At 41.7% G+C, this 24,229-nt stretch carries 22 protein-coding genes; 8 read left to right on the top strand and 14 right to left on the bottom strand.

What is annotated here, in order from left to right:
• Nucleotides 1–402 precede the first annotated feature (402 nt).
• The 3 genes from FHS24_RS11095 to FHS24_RS11085 form a co-directional block, all read right to left on the bottom strand.
• On the bottom strand, nucleotides 403–954 hold the full coding sequence (locus tag FHS24_RS11095; protein ID WP_227671803.1) for a hypothetical protein: 552 nt from the start codon (nucleotides 952–954) through the stop codon (nucleotides 403–405).
• Nucleotides 955–1,242: 288 nt separating this feature from the next.
• Nucleotides 1,243–2,160, bottom strand: coding sequence for a CDP-diacylglycerol--serine O-phosphatidyltransferase (gene pssA, locus FHS24_RS11090; RefSeq protein WP_221185064.1), 918 nt, complete (start codon nucleotides 2,158–2,160; stop codon nucleotides 1,243–1,245).
• Between the two features lie 10 nt (nucleotides 2,161–2,170).
• Nucleotides 2,171–3,046 (bottom strand): 23S rRNA (adenine(2030)-N(6))-methyltransferase RlmJ, encoded by an 876-nt coding sequence (locus tag FHS24_RS11085; RefSeq protein WP_183621181.1) that lies wholly within the window; start codon nucleotides 3,044–3,046, stop codon nucleotides 2,171–2,173.
• Between the two features lie 140 nt (nucleotides 3,047–3,186).
• On the opposite strand from FHS24_RS11085, the gene FHS24_RS11080 reads away from it, so the two are divergent.
• The 3 genes from FHS24_RS11080 (at nucleotide 3,187) to dapE (ending at nucleotide 5,771) form a co-directional block, all read left to right on the top strand.
• The gene (locus tag FHS24_RS11080; protein ID WP_183621180.1) at nucleotides 3,187–3,942 is read left to right on the top strand and encodes a 2OG-Fe(II) oxygenase; all 756 of its coding nucleotides are present in this window, start codon (nucleotides 3,187–3,189) and stop codon (nucleotides 3,940–3,942) included.
• A gap of 57 nt (nucleotides 3,943–3,999) precedes the next feature.
• On the top strand, nucleotides 4,000–4,464 hold the full coding sequence (locus FHS24_RS11075) for a hypothetical protein (RefSeq protein ID WP_183621179.1): 465 nt from the start codon (nucleotides 4,000–4,002) through the stop codon (nucleotides 4,462–4,464).
• Between the two features lie 107 nt (nucleotides 4,465–4,571).
• Nucleotides 4,572–5,771: a succinyl-diaminopimelate desuccinylase gene (gene dapE / locus FHS24_RS11070; protein WP_183621178.1), complete on the top strand. Its 1,200-nt coding sequence runs from the start codon at nucleotides 4,572–4,574 to the stop codon at nucleotides 5,769–5,771.
• A 104-nt stretch (nucleotides 5,772–5,875) separates the two neighbouring features.
• Here the strand turns inward: dapE and FHS24_RS11065 are convergent, their stop codons facing one another.
• The 7 genes from FHS24_RS11065 to FHS24_RS11035 form a co-directional block, all read right to left on the bottom strand.
• Entirely contained in the window at nucleotides 5,876–6,337 is a 462-nt protein-coding gene (locus FHS24_RS11065) for a GNAT family N-acetyltransferase (protein ID WP_183621177.1), read from the bottom strand.
• Nucleotides 6,338–6,377: 40 nt separating this feature from the next.
• Entirely contained in the window at nucleotides 6,378–6,878 is a 501-nt protein-coding gene (locus FHS24_RS11060) for a GyrI-like domain-containing protein (protein ID WP_183621176.1), read from the bottom strand.
• Nucleotides 6,879–6,967: 89 nt separating this feature from the next.
• A complete protein-coding gene (gene iscX, locus FHS24_RS11055) occupies nucleotides 6,968–7,177 on the bottom strand; it encodes a Fe-S cluster assembly protein IscX (protein ID WP_183621175.1) in 210 nt (69 codons plus the stop codon).
• Between the two features lie 174 nt (nucleotides 7,178–7,351).
• On the bottom strand, nucleotides 7,352–7,882 hold the full coding sequence (locus tag FHS24_RS11050; protein ID WP_183621174.1) for an acyl-CoA thioesterase: 531 nt from the start codon (nucleotides 7,880–7,882) through the stop codon (nucleotides 7,352–7,354).
• Nucleotides 7,883–8,036: 154 nt separating this feature from the next.
• The gene (locus FHS24_RS11045; protein WP_406947792.1) at nucleotides 8,037–9,434 is read right to left on the bottom strand and encodes an NAD(P)(+) transhydrogenase (Re/Si-specific) subunit beta; all 1,398 of its coding nucleotides are present in this window, start codon (nucleotides 9,432–9,434) and stop codon (nucleotides 8,037–8,039) included.
• Nucleotides 9,431–9,778, bottom strand: a complete 348-nt coding sequence (locus FHS24_RS11040) for a proton-translocating transhydrogenase family protein (RefSeq protein WP_201547234.1) — start codon at nucleotides 9,776–9,778, stop codon at nucleotides 9,431–9,433. Before FHS24_RS11040 ends, FHS24_RS11045 begins: the two co-directional genes overlap by 4 nt.
• 116 nt (nucleotides 9,779–9,894) lie before the next feature.
• Entirely contained in the window at nucleotides 9,895–11,052 is a 1,158-nt protein-coding gene (locus FHS24_RS11035; RefSeq protein ID WP_183621172.1) for an NAD(P) transhydrogenase subunit alpha, read from the bottom strand.
• 476 nt (nucleotides 11,053–11,528) lie between these two features.
• Here FHS24_RS11035 and yaaA point away from each other — a divergent pair, with 476 nt between their 5' ends.
• The gene (gene yaaA, locus FHS24_RS11030; protein ID WP_183621171.1) at nucleotides 11,529–12,341 is read left to right on the top strand and encodes a peroxide stress protein YaaA; all 813 of its coding nucleotides are present in this window, start codon (nucleotides 11,529–11,531) and stop codon (nucleotides 12,339–12,341) included.
• A gap of 125 nt (nucleotides 12,342–12,466) precedes the next feature.
• Here yaaA and groL read toward each other — a convergent pair whose 3' ends face one another.
• Both groL and FHS24_RS11020 read right to left on the bottom strand, forming a co-directional pair.
• The gene (gene groL / locus FHS24_RS11025; protein WP_183621170.1) at nucleotides 12,467–14,116 is read right to left on the bottom strand and encodes a chaperonin GroEL; all 1,650 of its coding nucleotides are present in this window, start codon (nucleotides 14,114–14,116) and stop codon (nucleotides 12,467–12,469) included.
• Nucleotides 14,117–14,210: 94 nt separating this feature from the next.
• The gene (locus tag FHS24_RS11020; protein ID WP_010196840.1) at nucleotides 14,211–14,501 is read right to left on the bottom strand and encodes a co-chaperone GroES; all 291 of its coding nucleotides are present in this window, start codon (nucleotides 14,499–14,501) and stop codon (nucleotides 14,211–14,213) included.
• A gap of 565 nt (nucleotides 14,502–15,066) precedes the next feature.
• Between FHS24_RS11020 and FHS24_RS11015 the strand changes: the two genes are divergently transcribed.
• On the top strand, nucleotides 15,067–15,837 hold the full coding sequence (locus FHS24_RS11015) for a DUF3108 domain-containing protein (protein WP_183621169.1): 771 nt from the start codon (nucleotides 15,067–15,069) through the stop codon (nucleotides 15,835–15,837).
• 111 nt (nucleotides 15,838–15,948) lie between these two features.
• Here FHS24_RS11015 and FHS24_RS11010 read toward each other — a convergent pair whose 3' ends face one another.
• Together FHS24_RS11010 and wrbA are read right to left on the bottom strand one after the other, a co-directional pair.
• Nucleotides 15,949–16,446, bottom strand: coding sequence for a hypothetical protein (locus FHS24_RS11010; RefSeq protein ID WP_183621168.1), 498 nt, complete (start codon nucleotides 16,444–16,446; stop codon nucleotides 15,949–15,951).
• Nucleotides 16,447–16,492: 46 nt separating this feature from the next.
• Nucleotides 16,493–17,110, bottom strand: coding sequence for an NAD(P)H:quinone oxidoreductase (wrbA, locus tag FHS24_RS11005; protein ID WP_183621167.1), 618 nt, complete (start codon nucleotides 17,108–17,110; stop codon nucleotides 16,493–16,495).
• Nucleotides 17,111–17,543: 433 nt separating this feature from the next.
• On the opposite strand from wrbA, the gene FHS24_RS11000 reads away from it, so the two are divergent.
• From FHS24_RS11000 to FHS24_RS10990, 3 genes are all read left to right on the top strand, one after another.
• Nucleotides 17,544–19,097, top strand: coding sequence for a YihY family inner membrane protein (locus FHS24_RS11000; RefSeq protein ID WP_183621166.1), 1,554 nt, complete (start codon nucleotides 17,544–17,546; stop codon nucleotides 19,095–19,097).
• A gap of 214 nt (nucleotides 19,098–19,311) precedes the next feature.
• A complete protein-coding gene (locus FHS24_RS10995; RefSeq protein ID WP_183621165.1) occupies nucleotides 19,312–22,302 on the top strand; it encodes a M66 family metalloprotease in 2,991 nt (996 codons plus the stop codon).
• A gap of 169 nt (nucleotides 22,303–22,471) precedes the next feature.
• The gene (locus FHS24_RS10990) at nucleotides 22,472–24,196 is read left to right on the top strand and encodes a DUF2254 domain-containing protein (protein WP_183621164.1); all 1,725 of its coding nucleotides are present in this window, start codon (nucleotides 22,472–22,474) and stop codon (nucleotides 24,194–24,196) included.
• The last annotated feature ends 33 nt before the right edge of the window (nucleotides 24,197–24,229 follow it).

Here is a 24,229-nt window from a genome sequence, read left to right as displayed (position 1 = left end):
TCATTGGCTTAAACCATATGGGTTATGCCTTGAAGCGAGCTGACTATCATATCATAATGATTTGGTTTGTCAAGCTTTTTTATAAATTGTTTCAATAAGTTATCTGGGTTTATTATATGTAATTTACATATAAGTCATTCCAGTTCGTCTTAACGAGGTGCGTATTATAGACGTTTAAATCATTAAGTCAACAGGTAAATTATTTTATTTTAAACTAAGTTAAAAGTAGAAATTATTTACTCCGTCCGGTTAGGTTTATTAGAATGATAAATCATTCTCCAATCCGCCTTCCCTTTCGACTAGGGCGCATTATACGCGTATTTGGAAGGGGGTCAAGGGAGTTTGAAGGTTTATTTCTAATTTTTTGATAATGCTAAATCTGTTTATCAATCTAAGGCGCTATTAAGGGCAAAGATTCTTCGTCCATTTTCCTGCCTTGTTACCGCGAACACATTGATATTGCACACCATACTGAACCCAATGCCAACTTAATTCAGATGGCTTACCTTTTAGAGTAAAGCTAATACGATAACGTTCTGCGCTAATACTATCATCCATGAGACCTGAACGGGTAATGACAACAACGGCTGTCTTGGGCTGGGCTTTTGATGGATAGAAGAAAGTTTGCGCCAAATCATAATCCGCGGACACTTCATTAATACTACTATTGATGAGTTTAAGCTTTTCAAGACCACAAGAAATCAGCCCTTTTTTCATAGAACAGGGTGCTGATGCGGAAGTAACGGCAGCACCGTTAATACTCAAACGATAAAAGTTAGCAGGATTAGCCGCTTCAGCGCGAGATATAGGGCTTACTGAGTTGCTAGTAGAAGCATGCGAAGATATTGAAACGAATGATAATGAAAGTAAAGTACCTGCCATTACCCCTTTTAATAGGTACGCTGATACATTTGAGATAGACAATGGGCGCTTAAAACTAGGTAAGTTCAGCATAATAACCTCGACTTTGACTATATGAAGTCATAGAAATACCAATGTTAAAATGATACTTTTTAGAACGACACTTCAATATTGAATGAAGAATCTATACCATAGCACTTTATAAGGCATCCTATTAAAATTCATTCTTAGTCTTTTGTATTAAACTCCTCTACTTATATTCTGAACTTTCAACCTTATTATTTATCCTATAAATATTTCTCACAAAAAAACCGCCTATTTTTTAATAGGCAGTTTTTTTGTGCATGTCTAGCTAATATCTACTATAAAGCAATCATAGCGTTAACTGGTGGCTTTGCTTTTTAGCGTGGTAAAGATTCCCGATAAAGCATAGATGATACCAATAGCTAAGATGCCCACAGGGATATCATATAAGATGATACTCATGACCAGCACGCCAATGATAAGCACCACAAAAGGCACTTTCTTTTTATCAAACTCTTTAAAACTATAGTATTTGACGTTACTGACCATCAATAAGCCGCAGATAACTACCCACGCGGCAAATAAGAACATCACCACCGTATCGTATTGTCCGATCCATTCGTTATGATCGACCGCAACCATCACCGCTGCCGTAACCAAGATAGCAGCAAGCGGACTCGCCAAACCGACAAAGTACTTTTTATCAACTTCACCAATCTGAACATTAAAACGCGCGAGGCGGAAAGCGGCGCAAGCGGTAAAGACAAATGCACATCCTAACCCAACACGACCTAAAGGCTCTAAAGCAAAGCTATAAATCAAAATTGCAGGTGCAACCCCAAAGGCCAGCATATCGGCAAGTGAATCATACTGCTCGCCAAAAGGGCTTTGTGCATTGAGCATGCGCGCGACCCGCCCATCAGCGCCATCAAGGATAGCGGATAAGAAAATCGCCAATGATGCTTTATAAAACTCACCTTGGGTACTGGCTAAAATAGAGTAAAAACCCGACAGTAAGGATAAGGTTGTGATGAGATTGGGCGCTAAATACACACCGCGACTGACCACGCGCTTGCCTTCTGCAACTTCTGCTTCAATCACCTCAAAAGTTAAGCCATCATAATTGTCATTATCCGCTAGGCGAATATTGAACTCATGCTCATCGATAAAAGGCGGCTGGGTGGCGGCGCTATCTTGTAACAATGGCTCTTTTACCAAACCGTCATCCATAACCTTGTCGGCTACTAAGCTATTTGATGAGTGATCAGTCGTCATAACGATATCCTTATTCGCCAACCAACCAGCGTACATTGGTTGCACTGTCTGCCGACAAGTCTGGTGCATCTTCAACTTTTAATACAGGCTGTAAGAAACGTAATATCTCACGCGCATGATTGTCAAACTGCCAAGGCGGATTGATAATTAGTAGACCTGTACCATTCAGACCTACGGCGATATCGTTAGGATAAATATTGAGCTCACAGACCAATTGACGTCTCATCTCAGTACGCTTAAGCTTTTTATGGAACAGCTCAACCGCTTCGATATTTTTTATCGGATACCATAAGGCATAAGTGCCCTGTGGCCATTTCTCATAAGAGGCGACCAACAGATTAATCAGGCGTGTAAAGTCTTTATGCTCTTGCTCGTAAGGAGGGTCAAGGAAAATCAGACCGCGCTTCTCTTTTGGTGGAATAACGGCAGCGATTCCCTCAAACGCATTACGATGATGAATACCAATTGGCAATTTATGCAGCTGATAGTTCAAAGCATCATATTCGCTGGCTTTTGCCTCAAACGCTTCAGCGCGTACGCCGGCATCAGGGTTTTTCTCCACATGATGAGCAATCCACCACGGCGAACCAGGATAGACTTTTTTGTCATAAGTGAAACGGGCTTGCTTAATGCCTTCCATATAGTCTTTGACTGCCGTCGGTGCTTTTTCGACGTCAGCCTTTACTAAGGCTTGGATACCACCTTTGGATTCACCTGTTTTGCGCGCCTCTTCACTGCCGAGCGAATACAGTCCACGACCGCCATAAGCATCCAGCACATAAAAAGGTTTGTTTTTTTGCCCCATTTGATTCAGTAGTTGTACCAATAAAATGTGTTTAACGACATCGGCAAAGTTACCAGCGTGATAGGCGTGTTTATAATTCATAAGATCAAAAGTTTAAATAAGAAAAATTGCATCTATGGTAGCATAGACAGGGTAAAAGATAACGATGGTTTTGGTAAAAAGGCATGAATTGGCTGTGTATTGACAGCGAATGGCATGTTTATTTATAACGGCGAGACAAAATGACGCAGATTATTAGCAATCTTGAGGTAACACAGTTAGTCGTCGATAATCCGATTGGGCAGGATAACCCACCATTGCTATTTCCGCATGATGGCGACGATAGCCAAAAGCTGCCGACTCAGCACGTATTAGAGTTATCAGACTTTGATGTCGATTGGCAAAATAAGCTTACCGATACGCAGCTCGATAAGTTTGTAGATGATGGTTGGATGATTATTGATGGGGTGTTTGAGAATAAAGCACTATTAGCCTTGCAATCCGAAAGCGGGTTTATTGAGTATCGTGACGCAGAGCTGACGGCTGGTATTCGGGTTAGCGATATTCGCGGTGATCGTATTAGATGGATTACGGAAAATTTCTTTGCCGGTTATTACTATTTAGAAAGTATCAATGCGCTTGCCGCTTTATTCAATCAAAGCTTGTTTGCCGGTATTCGCCATAGTGAAGCACATTATGCTTGTTATCCAGTGGGTTTTGGCTATCAATGGCATAGCGATAATCCGGCTGGGCGTGATGAGCGAGTTATCTCGGCAGTGTTTTATCTCAATGATGATTGGAGCAATAATGACGGTGGGGCTTTAGAAATCGTCGATAAGCATAGCATTCATCATAATGTTATGCCTGTTGCCAATCGACTGGTCATATTTGATAGTGACTTACAACATCAGGTGCAAATTGCTCATCGTCAGCGTTATTCTATCGCGACTTGGATGCGCCGTGATGGTCTAGTGCCTTTTGTTAAAGACAATGTTTAAAATTTATCAGCTATTACTTTTACTTTAAATAAGCCTTGTTAATTAAGGATAATGACAATGCATAAAACCTTATTTAGAAGCTTACTCTTAATTGTTATGTCCCTTCTGATTATGAGCTGCGAGACACTTAATCCTCAAGCCCCTACTCAACAACACAATGAGTTCTTTTTTACCTATTATCTACCGAAGTCCACTCCTGAAAAACCTCTAATAATTAATCCGACCGCTCTTACTACTGAATTCAAATATGAGGATGGGTGTCTACTTGCATTTGACGGAAGCAGATGGATGACATCTGTATTCCCCGAAGGACATGCAACTTTTGATAGTCATAACAAAACTTTAAAACTATTAGGAACAAGTTATAAAATGGGTGATGTTATTTCTGCAGGTGGCTATGTGCTTGCTTATAACAGTGACAAAGTTAGAAATTATAGTAATACCCCAGCCGAAAAGTGCATTAAAGAATATCTAGCAATATATTACGGCGATTATGAGAAAATTTACTTGGATAAAAACTAAAGCTATTTTGATCATCAAAGTTGATAAACATCAGCATTAGATAAATATTATCAAAATAAGCCAGATGTTATCACAAGAAATATTAAATCAACTTATCTAGGACTATCATGAGTTTAGAAAATAATAGTAAAACCCACCAACAGCAAACCGTAGAGTTAAGTATTGCCCTACTTGAACGTCCGTCCGTCACACCAGATGATGATGGCTGCCAAGATATATTGTTAGAGCGCTTGCAACAAGCAGGGTTTGACTGTGAGTTTATGTATTACGGTGATAGACAGGCAAAAGGCGAACACGCTGAAGTCAAAAACTTATGGGCGCGCCGTGGCACCACTGATCCCGTTATTTGTTTTGCTGGTCATACTGACGTCGTGCCTACAGGCAATGAGAACAATTGGACTTATCCGCCATTTACGCCAACCATTGCCGATGGTTATTTATGGGCGCGCGGTGCAGCTGACATGAAAACCGGTATTGCTGCTTTTACTATTGCCGCCGAGCGTTTTGTTGCTAACCATCCTGAGCACAATGGCTCTATTGCTTTTTTAATCACCTCAGATGAAGAAGGCCCTTCCATCAATGGCACGGTCAAAGTCATGGAAACCTTAGAAGCGCGAAATGAGAAAATCACCTATTGCCTCGTTGGCGAGCCATCAAGTACCGACACGCTTGGCGACATCATTAAAAATGGTCGCCGCGGCTCATTGGGCGCAGAGCTTACCGTCACTGGTAAACAAGGCCATGTTGCCTACCCTCACTTAGCCTCAAATCCTATTCATGCAACGATGGCCGCATTAGCAGAGCTTACGGCGGCGACTTGGGATAATGGCAATGAGTACTTCCCTGCAACTTCCCTGCAAATCTCTAATATTAATGGTGGCACGGGCGCGACCAACGTTATTCCTGAAACGCTAAAAGTTATCTTTAATTTCCGCTTTTCTACAGAAACAAGCGAAGATGAGCTAAAGGCAAAAACCCATGCTATCTTTGATAAATATTTTGAAAACAGTAAAGCCAGCTATGATATTCATTGGAAATTATCCGGTCAGCCATTCTTAACGCCTGAAGGTAAATTGGTCTCGGCATGCCAGCAAGCAATCAAATCTGTAACCGGTACTGATACGACATTATCAACTTCTGGCGGCACATCCGATGGACGCTTTATCGCGCCAACGGGAGCACAAGTGGTTGAGCTTGGCGTGCGTAATGCCACGATTCATCAGGTTGACGAAAAAGTAGAAATAGATGACTTGGGGAAATTAGCGCAGATTTATGAGGGGATTTTAGAAAATTTACTATTAGATTAATTAGTATTAATAAAAGAAAAAATCGCTATCTACGTTAGATTTGGCGCTTTTTTTTATAATTTTTTGATGCAAAGTTTTTCATTAAGAATTGCTTCAAACTCTTATTACTCTATCACTTTAACCCAAGCACTTTCATGTTTGATAAAGCCAATCTTAGGATAATATTGACTCGCTTGCGGCGCAGATAATAGAATAATTTTACAGTTTGGTGGTAATTGCTGTTCAATCTTTTTTATCATCAATTTACCAATACCTTGATGTTGGTATGCTTCATCGACAGCGATATCCGATAAATAGCAACAATAGCTAAAGTCAGTAACACAGCGCGCGATGCCAATCAGCTGTTTATCACTATTAGCATCATTTACCTTTTTTTCGTGAGCCTTATCATGCTCTTTATCAACCCAAGCCGTCACTAACAAGTCAGCATTATCTAGCATTGCTTTAATAACGAATGGACTATCTATGGGACGGCGCTCGCCTAAACTACACTTTTTTAGCACATCAATAAATTGATAAGGCGTGATTGGCGTATTTATTTGATAAGTCACTTGAGGCGTCGCCATAGACTATCCTTCTGTATTATTTGTTTGTGATTCTATAACTTTACTCAATACCAATATAGAGGTCTACTTTCCCATACTCTAAGTTACCACCAATATAGTGCTCAAAATCAACATTGTACGTTCGTACGTGCTCACAGTTTCGGTGGTTAAAATAGGTCCATGCTTTTTCCCAAGCGTTCATTACGGTATTAGGCATTCTGCCCTCTTCAGAAAAGACCAAATACTTTCCTGCAGGAATATCTACGCTGACTAGAGTGCCGTTTTTAGCATTAGCGCTATTATCTGACTGCGCTTGCTCGCTATCTACTTTCCAGGCGGCCACAACATCAAAAGCACCGACCAAATCATCGCTCTCATAGTTATGATAGATACCGTAAATATCTTCGCCCTCAGGAAGATTGCCCGCATGATTTTGATAAAACTTTTGCCATAAGCGACCTAACTTGGCTGTTTCTTGGCTAATTTCAGCATTATTGGTGGTGCGAACGCTGATGCCTTTGCACGCTATCGCTTCGGGTAGCTCTTTGATTTCTGATGTCATAATGCGGCCTATCCTATATATTGATACTGTTTTGTGTTTAAAAAAATATTTAAAATGAGTTTTAATACGATTAACGTTGCAGTGTTCTTCTAATCTGCTTCATCAATCCAATTCATTTGAATAGCTTCTAAGATACCTTCGTTTGAACGCTGCGGGTCATCATCAAAGCCTTCAAGCTCAGTCACCCAGCGATGTAAATCAGTAAAACGAATATACTTCGGATCAGTCTCGGGAAATTTCTCGTAAAGCTCGATAGCGATATCTAAGCTGTCTGTCCATTTCAATTTTTGCGGGGTCATGGTAACTCCTTAACTTGTCATCATTTTATAATTGTCATCGAATTGATGGTCATTTAAGCTGGTTATTTGCTTGACGATTTTCTTGACCATTTAATAAGCCCTATCGTAGCAAAATTCGCCAGCTGATTATAGACAAGTTCGTTATAGAGCCTTTGTTGATTTAGCTTATTTTCTCTATTTAGCAGATTTAATCGCTACTTGATGCTGATTCCAAGAATCAATGACCTCATTTGTCTGCGCGCCTGTCATATCCAATACCTCTGGCGCACACTTGCCTTTTTTATTGGTCAATACAAACTTGGTCATACCAACGCCCATCAACTGATTTTTTACAAAGAAACGCGTTTCAAAATAGACATATTTTTTATCCCACCCGATAAGCGTACTATTTACCGTCATTTTACTCAGAAACTTAATTTCTTTGAGATAGACCATTTCTTGCATGGCGATAATCCAGCCGAGATTTTTAATCCCCTTTTGATGACAGCACGCCATCAGCCATTTTGTGATATTTAGCTCAATAAAAGACAGGTAACGATAATTAGGCAGATGATCGCGAAAGCCCATGTCATGTGGTAATACCCGATAATGACGGACAGTCGGCGTCGTTAATGTCTCGACACTCAAGCTTTCACTCACTGACTGCGCATTAAGCTGTTGTTTTAGTAGGCTTACCATAATAAAAAAACGTATCAACATGTTCATAAGGAAGTCTCTTAACTATTATTATTTATTAATCATGATTGGAGATAATTGAATGTAAATGCTGCCTACCTTAACGCAAAAAAAGCCACCTCAGTGACTTTTTTATGGCAAAGCTTAGATTTGGTAATTTATATCTAAAAGCTGACTTTAAAGATTAATGCGCACCATTGATACTACGCACCATCTCTTCAACCATTTTCTTAGCATCGCCAAAGATCATCATAGTTTTGTCCATATAGAATAAGCTGTTATCAAGGCCTGCATAACCGGTATTCATCGAACGCTTGATGACCATCACGGTTTGCGCTTTGGTAACATCTAGAATCGGCATACCAAAGATTGGCGACGACGGATCATCTTTTGCAGATGGATTAACAACGTCATTGGCACCAATCACTAAGACCACATCGGTACTAGCGAAGTCGGAGTTAATCTCGTCCATTTCAAGAATATCATCATAAGGTACATCAGCTTCCGCCAATAGTACGTTCATGTGTCCTGGCATACGACCAGCAACTGGATGAATGGCAAAACGCACATTAACGCCTTCGTCTTTTAATAGCTCATACAATTCTTTGACCGCGTTTTGTGCACGGCCTTGCGCCATCCCATAACCCGGTACAATGACCACACTACTGGCATTGGCCATAAGAAAGCCTGCATCTTCTGCTGAGCCTGCTTTGTAGTTCTTTGGTGCGCCATCATCACCGCCTGCAGCGGCAGCTGTCGTACCCATACCGCCAAACAAGACATTAAGCAATGAGCGGTTCATGGCTTTACACATGATATAAGATAAAATCGCACCTGATGAACCGACTAGCGAACCTGCGATAATGAGCATCGAGTTGCCAAGGGTAAAACCAATACCTGCTGCCGCCCAACCTGAGAACGAGTTCAATAGCGACACAACCACTGGCATATCACCGCCACCGATTGGGGCAATCCACATCCAACCAAAGATGACTGCAATCACTGCCATTGCATAAAATGCTGGCAACGAATCGGTCATAAAGTAGACGATACCAAAACCTATCATGGCAATAAATAACAGTGCCTGTACTGGTTTAACCCAGCTACCAACCAAGGTCTTCGCCCAGCTTTTTGCTGCCAGTTTACCAAAGGCAAATACCGACGCTGAGAAAGTAATCGCACCGATGAAACAACCGATAAACAATTCAACACGGGCAACCGCGCCATGCTGTTGTTCAGTATGCAGTACCGTTGCTAATGCAATCGCCACCGCTGCTAAACCAACAAATGAATGCATCAAGGCAACGGTTTCTGGCATTTGAGTCATGGCGACCGTTTTTGCTTTCCACATACCGACGAGTGCACCCAATACCATCGCACCGATGATTAACCACAGCACAGGGCCTTCAGCTAAGAAAAAAGTCGTTGCTACCGCAATCGCCATTGCAACCATACCAAAGCGGTTACCGCGAATAGCAGTTTTTGGACTAGATAGACCACGTAAAGTTAAGACAAACAGAATAGCACCGATTAAGTAGAACCAATCTGCATTAGCCGCAATCATAGTTGATAAGTCACTCATGCGTCACCTCCACTTTCAGTCGTCCCAGTTTCAAGAGCAGGTGCTTTTTTTACTTTCGGTTTGAACATCGCAAGCATACGTTCCGTCACGGCAAAACCACCAAAGATATTGATACTGGCTAAAAATACCGCAAAGGCACCTAGCAAACTGGTCGGTGTAAACATCGAACCATCAATAGTGACGGTTTGTAGCATCGCACCAACGATGACAATACTTGATAAAGCGTTGGTTACGGCCATCAATGGTGTATGTAATGCAGGGGTAACGCCCCAAACAACGTAGTATCCGACAAAAATAGCGAGCACAAATACGGTAAAAATCGCTACAAACGGTGTGCTACTCATGGCCGCACCGGCTGGCGCTGCAGCTAAAATAGTGGCAATCATCTAATCCTCCTAAAATTTTGTTCGTGTCTGGCAAATGTAGGGTAATGAAGTAGTCGAGACTTGATGTTTAAGGCTTAGCGTTTAGCAAGGCGTACTTGGTTGTCATGGGTCACTGCTAACGCCCCTTGAATCTCATCATTCATATCTAAATTTAGTGCCAGTGTATTTACTGAAGCCTCGTCTGTAGCTGCAGGAGCAATTAAAGTGGTGATAAAGTTAACAAGATTATTGGCATATAAGTCTGAAGACTGTGCGGCAAGTTGCGATGGAATATTGGCCGCGCCAACGATACGCACACCATTTGCCGTGGTAATGGTTTCATCAGGTACACTGCCTTCAACGTTACCACCCGTGCCAGCTGCCATATCAATCAGCACTGAACCTGCCTTCATTTTGGCAAGCGTCGCCCCGTGCACCAAACGTGGTGCGTTACGACCAGGAATCTGTGCAGTAGTGATAACGATATCAGCATTGCTTAATGCCTTGTCAACCACTGCCGCTTGGTCTTTGACGTATTGCTCTGATGGTGTCCACGCATAGCCACCTGTGGACTTAGCTGTTTCAGCTTCCTCTGCACTCATCGGCACATCAAGCCATTTACCACCTAAGGATTCTACTTGCTCGCGAGCGGTTGGACGTAAGTCACTTGCTTCAACGACGGCGCCCAAACGCTTCGCCGTTGCAATCGCTTGTAGTCCTGCAACCCCAACGCCTAAGATGACGACTTTGGCAGGCTTAACCGTACCAGCTGAGGTCATAAACATTGGGAAAGGACGCGAATATTCATTGGCGGCTAGCAATACTGCTTTATAACCAGCAAGGTTGGCTTGTGATGACAAGACGTCCATATTCTGTGCGCGTGACAAGGTACGTGGCAATAACTCCATCGCAAAGGCGGTCGCGCCTTTTGCTGCATAAGTATCTAACTGGCTATTGCGATACGGGTCAAGCATCCCGATAACCACTTGACCGGCCGTTAAATGCTCAGTTACCGCCGCTGGCAAGTCATTGACGGTAGTAATAATCTGTGACTGGGTGACGACATCGGTACTACTGTTGGCAATGTCAGCACCCGCTGCCTGATACAACTCATCAGCATAATATGCTGCTTGACCTGCACCTGACTGAATGACGACTTCAAATCCTAGTTTACGTAACTTTTTTACCGCGTCTGGGGTTAGCGCTACCCGACTTTCACTTGCGCTATCTGCACTAATAACACCGATTCTCATACCGTCTCCTTACGTCTAGTGACTACTTTTAATACCCTCAACGCACATTTAAAAAGCACAGGGGACAAAAAAATCTTCGGTCATGGTTGGTTTAACACTTAAGACCAAAGATTATCAATTTAATAAATGATGACTGCTTTGCCATCATGCCTTTTTATTATAGAGATATCGTTTACTAACTTTCATTGTCTAATGATGACCCACAAGTAAAATAAAAAGTTAGGTATTTACACCATCATCATAACTTTTATTGTTATATTAAAAACTTTTATTTTCTCCAAAAGCGCGCAAAGCCTGTAAGCTAGTAGCTCTGAGCCAGTAAGAAGACTGTATCAATATTTGACATATGTCTACGATGACGCTTAAAAATACAAAACAGCTACGACTAAGTCAAGATAAAATACTGTCTACCGTATAATAAGAAAACTTGACACTTAAATAGAATGCCTTTTGCCTCACGATAATAAGGAATAACAATGTATTTTTTACTCTCCCCTGCCAAATCTCTTAATGAGAAAGATGCTGTGCCAGTTAAACTTGGCAACTACTATAGTCAGCCCGAGCTGATTGAGCACTCCCAAACCCTCATGAAAAATTTAAAAGCAAAAGAGCCGATTGATTTGCAAGAGCTGATGAGCATTTCTAACGACTTAGCTCAGCTCAATGCTAAGCGTAACCAAGACTGGGCTTGGAGTACTAACGAACCCTTTACAGATGATGCCTCTGGTAATAGCGCCAAAGCTGCGGGCTATTTATTCGATGGTGATGTTTATAGCGGTCTTGATATGTATCACATGGACAAAGAGACCGCTATTTATGTCAATGAACATTTGGGTATTTTGTCAGGGCTTTATGGCGTGCTAAAACCGCTCGATTTAATCCAACCCTATCGCCTAGAGATGGGCACCAAGCTAAAAAATGAGCGCGGAGATAATCTCTATGAGTTTTGGGGCGAGGCAGTGACTGACGCTATCAATGCACGCATGGCAGATAGTGATGACAAAGTTTTAATTAACCTAGCTTCTAATGAGTATTTTAAGGTAATAAAAAAGAAAGCGCTGAATGCTGAGATTATCACGCCACGATTTGAAGATGAGAAAAATGGTCAATATAAAGTGATTAGCTTTTATGCCAAAAAAGCTCGTGGACTGATGGTGAAATATGCTGCTGATAATAAACTGACCAATGCTGAGCAGCTAAAGGAATTTGATTTGGCGGGCTATTATTATGTCGATGAGCTGTCTGATGATAAAACGTGGACGTTTAGACGGGATGAAGCAAATCAGTAATTTTTAAACAAACATCTAATTTGCATAAAAAAACCCCAATAAGCCAAAGCCTATCGGGGTTTTTTTTACCAATTACTATAAAGTAGAAATTATAGTATTAAGCATTACAGATAAAGGGGCATAGATTACATCATGCCGCCCATTCCACCCATACCGCCCATTCCACCAGCACCGCCCATGCCAGCCATACCATCATCACCTTGCGGTAAATCAGTAATCATGACTTCAGTAGTAAGCATGAGGCCTGCTACAGAAGCGGCGTTTTCTAGTGCTGAACGAGCAACTTTAGCTGGATCAAGGATACCCATCTCTAGCATATCGCCGTATTCGCCAGAAGCTGCGTTGTAACCGTAGTTACCGCTACCACTCTTCACTTCATTAACTACAACTGAGGCTTCTTCGCCTGAGTTGGTAACGATTTGACGTAATGGGGCTTCCATTGCGCGACGTAAGATATTGATACCAGCGTTTTGGTCATCGTTATCGCCACGTAGCTCAGACAATGCATTCATCGCACGAACTAAGGCAACACCACCACCAGGGACAACGCCTTCTTCAACCGCTGCACGAGTCGCGTGTAGCGCATCATCAACACGGTCTTTCTTCTCTTTCATTTCAGTTTCAGTCGCAGCGCCAACTTTGATAACGGCAACGCCGCCAGCAAGTTTTGCCATACGCTCTTGAAGCTTTTCTTTATCGTAGTCAGACGTTGATTCTTCTACTTGACGTTTGATAGACTCAACGCGGTTTTCGATATCAGCAGAGTTACCAGCGCCATCAACGATCACGGTATTTTCTTTACCGACAGTTACTTTCTTAGCGGTACCCAATTGCTCTAGAGTTGCAGTCTCTAAGCTCAGACCAATCTCTTCAGAAATCACAGTACCGCCAGTTAGCGTTGCGATATCTTCAAGCATTGCTTTACGACGATCGCCAAAACCTGGTGCTTTAACAGCACAAGTTTTTAAGCCACCACGCATGTTGTTTACAACTAAAGTCGCTAATGCTTCGTTTTCTACGTCTTCAGCAATGATTAGCAAAGGTTTGCTCTGCTGCATCACTTGCTCAAGTAATGGCACGATCTCACGAATATTGCTGATTTTTTTGTCAACAAGCAAGATGTATGGATTTTCAAACTCAGCAGTTAAGCTGTCTTGCTTATTAGCAAAGTACGGGCTGATATAACCGCGATCAAACTGCATACCTTCGACTACTTCTAAGGTATCTTCAAAGCTTGAACCTTCTTCAACAGTGATGACGCCTTGCTTGCCGACTTTTTCCATCGCTTGGGCAATCAATTCACCAATTTTGTTGTCTGAGTTGGCAGAGATAGAACCCACTTGAGCAATCGCTTTTGAATCGTCAGCTGGCGTTGATAGCAAATGAATCTGCTCAACTGCAGCGCGAACCGCTTTATCGATACCGCGTTTTAGATCCATTGGGTTCATGCCAGCGGCAACTGACTTCATGCCTTCTTGCAAGATTGACTGAGCCAATACAGTCGCAGTAGTCGTACCATCACCAGCAACATCGTTTGTGCGGCTAGCAACTTCACGGACCAACTGAGCGCCCATGTTTTCAAATTTGTTTTCAAGCTCGATTTCTTTGGCAACTGATACACCATCTTTAGTGATAGTAGGCGCGCCAAAAGATTTATCGATAACCACGTTACGACCTTTAGGGCCTAAGGTTACACGTACTGCGTTTGCTAGAACGTTTACGCCGTCCATCATTTGTTTACGGGCATCAATGCCGAATTTTACGTCTTTTGCCATGTTAAATTACTCCACTATTATAAGTATGAGAATGCAATTAAATATTTCAATGATATTATCAAAATGCGCTGAGTATCAGAATAATCAAAAAGGACTAGCCTTCTAGCACACCCAATACATCAGATTCTTTCATAATCAATAGCTCTTCGCCGTCAACTTTTACCGTTTGACCAGCATATTGACCGAACAAGACTTTATCGCCAGCTTTTACATCTAACGCGCGTGTTTCACCGTTGTCACGAATCTGACCGTTACCGGTTGCTAGCACTTCACCTTGTGAAGGTTTTTCTTGAGCAGAACCAGGAAGTAAGATACCACCCGCAGTTTTTGTTTCTTCTTCTATACGGCGGACGACAATACGGTCATGTAAAGGACGAATGTTCATCGATATGACTCCAAAAGTTGGTTATTTAAAGTAAGGGTTTATTTGAATTAATGATCTCAATACCAAGATCTATCAGAATCACTGCGTAAACACAGCATTCTTTAGATAAGCTTTGAGCTTGTATCAAAAAGTGGGGGCAAGGTGAGTTCGGTTCAAGTGTAAAGGCCAAAAATTTACAAGAATTTTGCACATTATCGCTTATTCAGTCTGTAATGATGTTTTAAAAAAATTATTTGATTGAATTGCATGCTATTAAAGGTCTCAGCATTGTTATAAAACAGCAGACTTACTATTGAATACGGGCTGTAAATATAAGCTGTGAGACGTGAGCGCCTTTTGATTGTTACTAACCATTTAATTTACCGCATATTACTAAGCTTACATCGAGTTACTATGGCTGCTTTGTTTAGCAAAAACAGTAACATTAACTACAATAGCCAAACGCTTGAATCTGCATCCGCTCTTGAAAATGTAACAGAGTATGACCATTATAGCCCTTGAGATCATAATAATAGTTATAAGTAAAAGCTGACAGATCAGCTTGAAATCACATTAAGGAATACCCATGAGTTTTTTATCGAATAATAAACAATCCCTAGCAACCGATTCTAACAACCCGAAACGCAGCGCCTCTAAATTTTTCACCGTCTTAACTACTGGGGCGAGCATTGCTGCGATTGGAGCTTTGAGTATGACCGCACCTACCCTTGCCAGTGCAAAGAACATTGAACCGTCAAGCGCCAATTATAGCTTTACCGTTGAAGACAAGTATAAAGGGACGGCTACCCGTACGTTAAGTAAATCGGGCAATACTTGGAAATATAATGTCGATGCTCGGGTGGCCGGTGTCGCGAGCGCCGCCCAAAACAGTACTTTTAGCATTAATGGTGATAATGTCATCCCTACTCAAGCAAGCACTACTTATAAGCTACTGGGCGTTGGTCGTACGCATAAATTGGATTTTAATCCCAGTAGCAAAAAAGTGGTGAGTAACTATCGAGGCAAATCGACGACCATGAATATGGCGCAGCAAGCCTTTGATGATTTGAGCCTTGAGGTGCAAATTCGTCAAGACTTGTTAAATGGTAAATTCTCTGGCAATTATTACATGGCTAAAAAAGATAAGATTGAGAAAACGCCCTTTAAAAAATCAGGTAATACTAAAATTACCGTGCCAGCAGGTACTTTTGACACCGTGCGTGTCGACCGCGTCCATGATGACAACAGCCGCTCGACCAGTTTTTGGTTGGCACCGAGCTTAGATTACCTACCAGTTAAAGTCAGTCAAATTAACGATGGTAAAAAGATGGATTTAGAATTAACTAAAGTTAATTAAGTTCCAATTCTCTATAAATGGTCAATCTAAAAAAGCGGCGCTCTACATATATAGAGCGCCGCTTTTTTGCTATTAATATAGGTTACAACAATACAAGATGCCAAGATTCATCTAGCGAGAACGTGGTTGCTTCACGACATTATTCATTGACGGTAGTCGTTTTAACAATATAAATAACCAAATATTAATTGCAAACAACAGAATAAAATCAAGCAAATATACGGCTATTTCAGCCCAACTACTGCCATAAACGCGAGTGAATAGCACTACACCACTTGCCCCGAGATAAACCAGAGTAAACATGCTATCTATCAATAGTGCATAAGGTGAACGCCCACGTAATATCGATGGCGTTAAGACAAACGCTGGTACTAACCAGAGCGCTTGCCAAGCAATACCGCCGATAATATCTGGATTACTAGGATTAAAGACACTGATTAGAACCGGTAACGCCAATAATCTAAAAACCAGCCATACCAACCATGTCACCATCAAACGCTGACGAATAGGCGTGATTGGCTTTTGCGCCTTCACAGCATTAGTAGCCTGAGATGTATTTTCTTCTGGCGTTTTTATTTTACTGTCCTGATTGGAGCGGTTAGTAGCCATGAGAGATATTTATTTCCTAATTGATAGCAGCAATGGATGAGGGCAATTAACGCTTACAATTGGCTTGGGCTAAGGCAGAAGCCGTAATTGCCAAACGACGCCCTTGGGCAATCGCCAGTTCACGCTCATCTTCCGATACAGGCTGATCATGTAGAGCACCGCTCACATGACTAGCCCCATAAGGTGAGCCACCACCACGGGTACGATTTAGGGCAGGCTCAGCATAAGGGACACCTACAATCATCATGCCATGATGCAATAGCGGCATCATCATGGTCAATAATGTCGTCTCTTGCCCGCCGTGCATCGAGCCAGTTGCGGTAAATACGGCTGCTGGTTTATTTTGTAGATTGCCAGCCAGCCATAGCGTGACAGTATTGTCCCAAAAATACTTCATAGGCGCTGCCATATTACCAAAGTGTGTTGGGCTACCAAGCGCCAGACCACTACAATCTTTTAAATCATCCATGGTGCAATAAAGATCGCCTTCATCAGGAATGGCAGGCTTGCTTACCGTGGTTTCAGGTGCAACTGTCGGCACCGTACGAATACGCGCCGTCATGCCAGCGTCTTCAATACCTTGGGCGATGGCATATGCTAATGTCTTAGTCGTACCATAATTTGAATAATAGAGCACCAAAACATAAGGGTCGGTCTGACTCATTAGCAAAACTTCCTTCTAAAATCATTGACGTTGTTATTTGAGATATATGTTATTTGCATCATATATAGCGGGCAACATATAGCAAGTAACAAGCATTTATAAATAGATGTGCACATTATGCCCGAGTCATTCACTGACATGCAAACAAAGCGCACTTAGCACTCTAGTTTAAATGCTGTTATATATAGTCCATACTAATTGAATCGATTATGGTTATGACGCAGAACAGGGATGAATTTTTCTGGCTTGCTGTGCCTACGCAGATAGAGGCTGCAAAAAATTCGTCCCTGTTCCGCTACATCGTTTTTATATTTAATTCACTATAGAATGATATGAAAGTCGGTCAAATGCATTTCGACACAATTAAGCGGGAGATTGTCAATGCCCATTTTTGCTACACTATTCGCACTCTTATCCGCGTTAAATGGTCGTCATGGAAAACTTATTAAAAAAAATCCCTTTTTTACACCAAAGCTGGTTCCAGTTCCTACGTTTTTTGACTCGGCATTTTTTTGAAGACAATTGCCAACAAAAAGCTGCCTCACTGACCTATACGACATTATTATCCATTGTACCTATCCTAACAGTACTCTTGATGATTTTATCTTCAGTGCCAGCCTTGGCATCCGTCAGAGCGCAGATTTATGAGGTTATTTATAGCAATTTGCTGCCCCAATCGAGCTTACAGGTCAGTAAATATATCAATACCTTTGCTGAGCAATCCTCAAATCTGACTATTATCGGTGCGATGGTTTTATTCTTTACTACTATCATGACTTTGACGACTATTGAGCGCGCTTTTAACCAAATCTGGCGGGTAGAAAACCGCTCTGGTGGTATGAAAAGCATGCTGCGCTATTGGACCATCGTCACGTTAGGACCGTTAGTATTAGGCACAGCATTCCTTGCCTCAAGCGCGGTACAAAGCCTAAGTTTTTTAAATAGACAAATTGCTGGTTATGGCATCGACTGGTCATTTTGGGTACAAGTCGTTTCCTTTACCATCACGGTAGCTGGTTTTATAAGCATGTATTGGTTTATTCCAAAAGCGCGTGTCCCTGCGAAAAATGCTGCCATTGCTGGTGTATTTGTAGCGATTATCTTCGAGCTAATGAAGAATCTTTTTGGTACGGTGATGGCAAACTTTACCAGCTATGAAGTCATTTATGGGGCGTTTGCGGCATTGCCAATTTTCTTATTATGGATATATCTGTCGTGGAATTTGATTTTATTGGGCGTTGAGATTAGCTATACCTTGACTATTTTTGAGACCGAAGAAGTCTATCCGCGTCACCCGCTCTTAAGTTTGCTCGATATGTTAAACCTCGTTTATACCCATCATTTAAAAGGTGAAGCAGTGAGCGAACAAGCGCTCCGCAATGTCTTGGGGCGCAAAGAGCTGCCAAAATGGTATACCTATCTTAATTATCTACAAAACAGTAACTTGATTACCATGACGGAAGAAGAAGATTATGTGTTGAAAAAAGATTTGAGCAAAATGACTTTGTGGGACTTTTATCGCACCCTACCTTATCCCTTACCTATCAAAGATGAGCTTGATGAGATGAGCCCAGAAGACCAAAAACCATGGCTAAGCTTGTTGGTCAATCGCTTCGAAAATACAGAAGCCTATGCCAAACAGCAATTAAATATGCCGTTAAATGCTATTTTTGCTCATAGTGAACCGCGGAAAAAATCAGCGGAAAATGAGGCCGATTTAGGTAAAAATAATCACTCTAAACTCTTCAGAAAATCTAGTGCTACGACACCAAACCACTTATCTAAGGAAGATAAAGGTAGTAATGACGTCACGCCACGTTTTGAGCCAGTCGCTTATGACAAAGACAGCGATATAGAATACGATGAAAATAATAACGAGATTATTCTTCCTAAAGATGTTGGTCTTGATAAAGTGAATGTTGACAGCAAGCACGCTACCAATAGAAGCGATATTATTACTGAAGCGGATAATCCTACAGTAAAATGACCGATAATTTCTGATATAGCACAGAGACCTATTAATAACTATATTTTTGCAATCATATTAAAAACGCAAAAAAAAAATAATAAATAAAACAAATGTCGTACAAATTACTAACATAGCTGTTATATTACTCCCAAATTATACTAATAAGGGGATCTCATTGAAAAATATAAGGGCATTTCAAACTAAAGCATTAAGCATAGGCATTATTTCCATCATGCTTTCTGCTTGTGGTGAAGGCAGTGACAGTACTCCTCCAGTAGTAAACCCACCTGGAACGAGCATTCCTGCTATACCACTTGAGCCAAGTACACCTATCAAGCCACCAGTAACGAGCATTCCTGCTACCCCGCTTGAACCAAGTACACCTATCAAGCTACCAGTAACGAGCATTCCTGCTATACCACTTGAGCCAAGTACACCTATCAAGCCACCAGTAACGAGCATTCCTGCTATACCACTTGAGCCAAGTACACCTATCAAGCCAAGTGTGCCTTTGACGCCGCTTGAGCCAAGCACGCCAATAAAATATCCAGAACCAAAGAAAGATATTACTGATTATTATTTGTTAGGTTTCTTTGACTATAACGGCGCGGGTCAGACGCGAGATATTCGCCCAGACCTTGTTGGTTCTTTCCAAGCTATGATTCAATTTGGACAAAACCATGTCGTAGATCCTCACGGCAACGAAGCAAAAAATATGCCGCGCCTAACAGCAGAAAAAGAAGCCATTTTATTAGTAACGCCTACGCTTGAGATGGGAGTAGTCAATCAACTGGTTGCTGAAATCTACAAGGATGGGATGTTATTACGCCGTATCGATTTAGATGATCCCACTCACATACCACTTGCCGACCAAACTAACAGCGATGGGCGACCACGTGTTTCATATAGTAAACGGGCATGGTCAACGAAACTACAATGGAATGAGATGGTTGCTGGTTTAAAGATCAAAATTGTTGATGACCAAAATCGTAGCGGCGAACTATTAGAAGATAAGATAGATTTTGCAGCACCAGGTGAGCTGGTATTGACCAATATCCGTATTGGCTTGTTAAGTCCCGTCACTAAAACCGATGGTCATTATATGTTGCTACAGCCAGAAAAAGCGGGTGCAGATTATTTTCAGACCATCCCAGCAGCCCAAATGACCGTGGCCAAATATGATGATATCGTGCTTGATCGAGTCATGGTCGCTAATGGCACCATTTACGATACCGCTTCGGGTAGTAGCTCAACCGGTGATGTTTATAGTGGTGATATGCGCGAAAATACTGGTAAATCAACCTTTGGGGTCGGTATCAACTTAGCCAATTGGGGCGTTACCAGTGCTTCTATGCAAAGCCAAGAGCAGCCGCAACTCACTCAAAATGTTAATGCACATCACGCCCGTGGTAAATACGTGAACGGTACGTTCAACCATGGCTTGAGCGGTGGTAACGGTATGCTGACTTTAATCGATTCGGTCGGTAATGAGTTCAGTCATGAAATTGGGCATCATTATGGATTAGGCCATTATCCAGGTAAAGTTGGCGATAAAAAATTCTGGTCAGAACATCATGCAGATAGTGGTTGGGGTTTCATGCCACATAGAAATAGAATGCGTGGTAACTTTGAATGGTGGAGACAAGATGTCGGTCCCGGTACTGAAGACTCACCTACTTTCTTGGGTCAATATGGCTATGGTCGTGACGCCATGTCTGGTGGCTCTAATAACAGCGATATTTCACGTTATACCCATTACACGGGTTACAGCACAAAAATAAAAATCCAACCTGCATTTGATCGTCATATGTTTGCAAGTGATTCACCGACCGGCTATAAAAAGTGGAATCAAGAGCTGAGACGGATGGAAGTTGATCAACCAAAAGTACCACCAAAGGCTACCCATGTTTGGTATAACAGCGCTGATGGCAATTACTTAAAACCACGCTTGCAGGGTGTTCCTGTCTATACTATCTTGGGTGGTTACGATCCTGTGGAACAAAAGGGAGTTATTTATCCAGCAGCACGTGGTAACTGGGGTAACGTCTTTGATTTGCCTACGCCTAATAACGCTTTTGCATCGGCAAGCTGCTGGTTAACCGTTACTTATAGTAATAACATGGTTAATAGTATTGCTTTAGCGCCGACTCGTCTGCAAAGCAATGCCAACAAATTTCATGTTAATTTAGCGATTGCTGAAGACCCGCAAAAAGTGGATTTGTATTGCAAAAAGGCTAATGAGGCACAAGTATTATTATCATCTATAGATATCCCTCGCTATAACGATAGCATCAAGCCGGCGGTAGTATTTGGTAAAAGTGAAGGTTTTAGTGCATTAAGAAGAATCGAATTGCCAGTATTAGAGCAACAACTTCTCGCGCAAGCCGGAAATCCAAACATTAGTTTGGATGCAAATGGTGAGTTGATATATAACTCTTATAAAAACGCTCGTAATGAGCTAAGTCAAGAGCTTAGCCCTCTTGCATTCCAAACGTTAGAGCGTTATGAGCAGCAACAACAAACCGTTTATCGCTTAAATCGTTGGGTCAATGTCTATCGTACTGATTTAATTGAGAACGAGCCTGAAGCAATCACCGAATTTCAGAAATTTGTTAAAGAGCTAGGCCTACAGGATGACAAACCTTTAGCAAATGTTAATCCTTTACTAAACGGTAAAAACTGTCTTAAAGTTGAAACACTAGAAGATGGTAAGCTTAATGCCTTTATCAGTGGGCCAAGTGCGTGTACAGGAGACGATTCTGAGCAGTGGATTCAGGATACAAAAGGTAGAATCCATAGTAAAATGGCGCTAGATCACTGCTTAATGCCACAAAGTGGCAATGTTATTAATCTCGCCCCTTGTAACGAACAAGCAAGCTCACAAATTTGGCAAATGGATGTAACAGCCAATGCCATCAAGCAAGGTAGTCAGTGCTTTGACTTAGAAAATGGTTATATGAATAATAATCGCGCACGTCTCATTCGCTATGGTTGTAGTGGTGATGGTAATCAGAGATGGACAATGTTAACTCAGAATCCAAGTCTGATACTATCGACAGCTGGCAAAAACCTACCCTTGATTGTGGAGAGTATGCAAAAACAACCAGTAACGATGGCTAGTAGGCAAATGCAGTCCCTAAGTGTAGATAGCATAGAAGAGCCGTCAGTTTTAGAAAAATTAAGCACCGCTATAAGTACTTGGATTAACGATCTAGTCAGTTAATAAAGAACACAGAAACTTTATCACATTAAAAATAATCTTCTACTAAATAAGCCCCGACTATAGGGGCTTATTTTTTTACTAAATTTTTAATCTTTATGGCTTATATGGTAAGGTAATTGACTTCTAAGCATATTTTCTAGCCAAATAAAATCCCTACTTTTTAATAAAAATGGGATTATTTCTTAGGTTGATTTTTAGGTCACTTGTGGAGCTCAAAACATTGGATAAACATCCTAAAAATGGCTGGTTTAAATCTGCATGGCTCGCAATCATGCACAGGTTAAAGCAATTTACCCAGCTCTGGTCACTACAGACGCTGACCGATTTACCTGATCGCCTAAGAAATCTATGGCAGCAGCTTATTGGCTCTTATTGGTTTATTCCAACCGCTTGTGTGGTGGCAGGTATTCTACTGGCGCCTTTATTGGTGACCATTGATGAACATTTCGACCGCGAGACGGTTAGAGAAATCACCTTCGCCTTTACGGGAGATGATGATGCGGCTCGCGCTATTATGACTACCATTGCCGGTGCGGTACTCGGTGTCGCCGGGACTACTTTTTCGATCACAATTGCTGTGTTATCGATGGCGTCTTCGCAATTTGGTCCCAGATTGCTACGCAATTTTTTGACAGATACGCCCAATCAGTTTGTCTTAGGCGCGTTTATTGGCACTTTTAGCTATAGTCTATTGGTGTTAAAAGCGATTCATAAATATGATGTTGGTTTTGGAGTGCCGCAATTAGCGGTGACCTTTGCCATTATCATGGCGATTATTTGCGCTTTATTATTGGTTTATTTCGTGCAGCATATGGTGCATGCGATTCAGGCATCGCATGTGATTCAAGGTGCAAGTAATGAGGCGATTAAAAATATTCATTACTGGTATAAAGACCGCTGCGATATAGAACATCAACGTGACGTTGAGCATCATGACGTCGAACAATTCAATACTTGGTCTGCCACGCCGATTTATCCACCGTGCTCAGGCTATTTGCAGCAAATTTATCTAGAATCACTTGTCACCTTAACCCAAGATTATGGTGGCGTGGTGCACATTAACGCCAACCTTGGTGATTTTGTCACTGACAGAAATATTATTGGCTATTTTTATAAGCGCCCAGCCGACCATTTAGACAATCGCCATCAAACCAACACACTAAATCTGGCAATCATCCCACGTAAGCCTGATGGGTTGTTCTGGCAGCGCTTTGCTGGCTGTATACGTATTGAGCAACGCTTAAGCCACTCCAACGATATCGCTTATAGCTTAGGACAAATGACTGAAATTGCGGTACGCGCCTTATCACCAGGCATTAATGATCCTAAAACAGCGGTCAATTGTGTGCAGTCTTTGACCGCTTGTTTAAGTATTATGATGCGTCGTCAGCCACCGAGTCCCTATCACTTTTATATACCAAGCCCAGATAAGCAAACCTCAAATCAATCAACGTCAAATAAACCTGCGCCAGATAAAGCAAACACAGATAACAGCAATATTGAAAGCGTAAACAACAAACCACGCGTCGCCATATTGGCCGTCGTTACACATACCCCTAAAATATCCGACTTTATCGATGCATCGCTTGGCGAGATACGTCGTTACGCGACCGCAGACTTAATGGTATTAAAGGCGCTTTGTCAGGCATTAGTGGATCTCAATTATGCCCAAGTTAATAATGCCCAGCAGCAAACGCTACTACATGAGTTGACATTGATTGAACGTGCGGGACAAGACAATCTCAGCTATCAAGAATTGATAGATGACTTAATCTCCATGTGCCAACAAGCCAAACATTTTATCCTTGAAAAAGATGCCCAACATCAATACTTTGCTTATGTCCCTAAGTTTGATGCTCATATTCGTAAAGTGCTACAAGCGCAATCAAGGTAATCCCTAAAACAAGTTGTACTACTAAAAATAAGT

Source organism: Psychrobacter luti (genome assembly GCF_014192115.1).
Lineage (GTDB): Bacteria > Pseudomonadota > Gammaproteobacteria > Pseudomonadales > Moraxellaceae > Psychrobacter > Psychrobacter luti.
This window is presented reverse-complemented; position numbering and strand designations above follow the sequence as displayed.